We start from the raw sequence: 937 nt of genomic DNA, 5'->3' as shown, positions 1-937 counted from the left end.
GTACTACTTCTCTGTCTATGTAAATCTTTTCAAAGAACGATGCCTTATTAACAACTAACAGATAAACTGCTTGCCGTAAAAGCGAGTGCAAAGGTATAACAAAAAATAATAACCACCAAACTTTTCGAGAACTTTTTATAAAAAAATAATAGTTATAGGAGATTTACGCCCGAAATTTAAATTACACCTTATATAATATATATATAGATACGACATTGACGTATAATATATAGATACAACATTGACGATATTATATATAGATACAACATTGAGATAATAAATTACGCCAATATGTATGAGCTAATATATAGAACGATACAACATATATGAGATATAAGATATTAAGGATATATGGCAGAAAATATATAACAGACTATGATAACAGAAGAGGTAAGCATGTTTATATATTTAACCTTTGTGTTTTATAAAGAAAGATGGTATTACAAAAAAGAAACGCTAAATGATATTGGGCATTTTTGCTATGCAATTCATTTAGCGTTCGCTTTTTAATAAGTTTTATTCTATATAATTATTCTGATTTCCATAATCCATGAAGATTGCAATATTCTCTAGCATAAACTTTTTTAGCATCTGTTTTAAATTCTGCAATTGGTTTATCGGTTGGTTCAAGATATTTGCGTAAAACTTCATTATTGTCTGTTATAAGTTCAATCCATTCAATAAAGTGAGTTTCCATCATTGGGTGCTCCACTGATCCCACTGTTACACGATAACCACCGTCTATTTTCTCTACTACAGGAATATGTTTTTCTGTTGCAGCTTCTGTTGTATTTTCAACTACTCTTTCTAAACCACAAACTGCTTCATTTGATGGGATAATTACTTCAAATAAATTTTTACTCTCTGAACACTTATAAATTTCGTTTCTTTTTGTCATAATATATTCTTGTTAATGTTTTTGCGATACAAAGGTACG

The 937-nt window shown here is 28.8% G+C and carries 1 protein-coding gene; it reads right to left on the bottom strand.

Going from position 1 to position 937, the window contains the following annotated elements; translation table 11 throughout:
• Positions 1 to 529 precede the first annotated feature (529 nt).
• The gene (locus HMPREF9144_RS12530) at positions 530 to 898 is read right to left on the bottom strand and encodes a desulfoferrodoxin family protein (RefSeq protein WP_006046517.1); all 369 of its coding nucleotides are present in this window, start codon (positions 896 to 898) and stop codon (positions 530 to 532) included.
• Between the last annotated feature and the right edge of the window lie 39 nt (positions 899 to 937).

Source organism: Prevotella pallens ATCC 700821, from assembly GCF_000220255.1.
GTDB classification, from domain to species: Bacteria; Bacteroidota; Bacteroidia; order Bacteroidales; family Bacteroidaceae; genus Prevotella; species Prevotella pallens.
The sequence above is the reverse complement of the archived record's forward strand: the minus strand, read 5'-3'. Positions and strand labels throughout refer to the sequence as shown.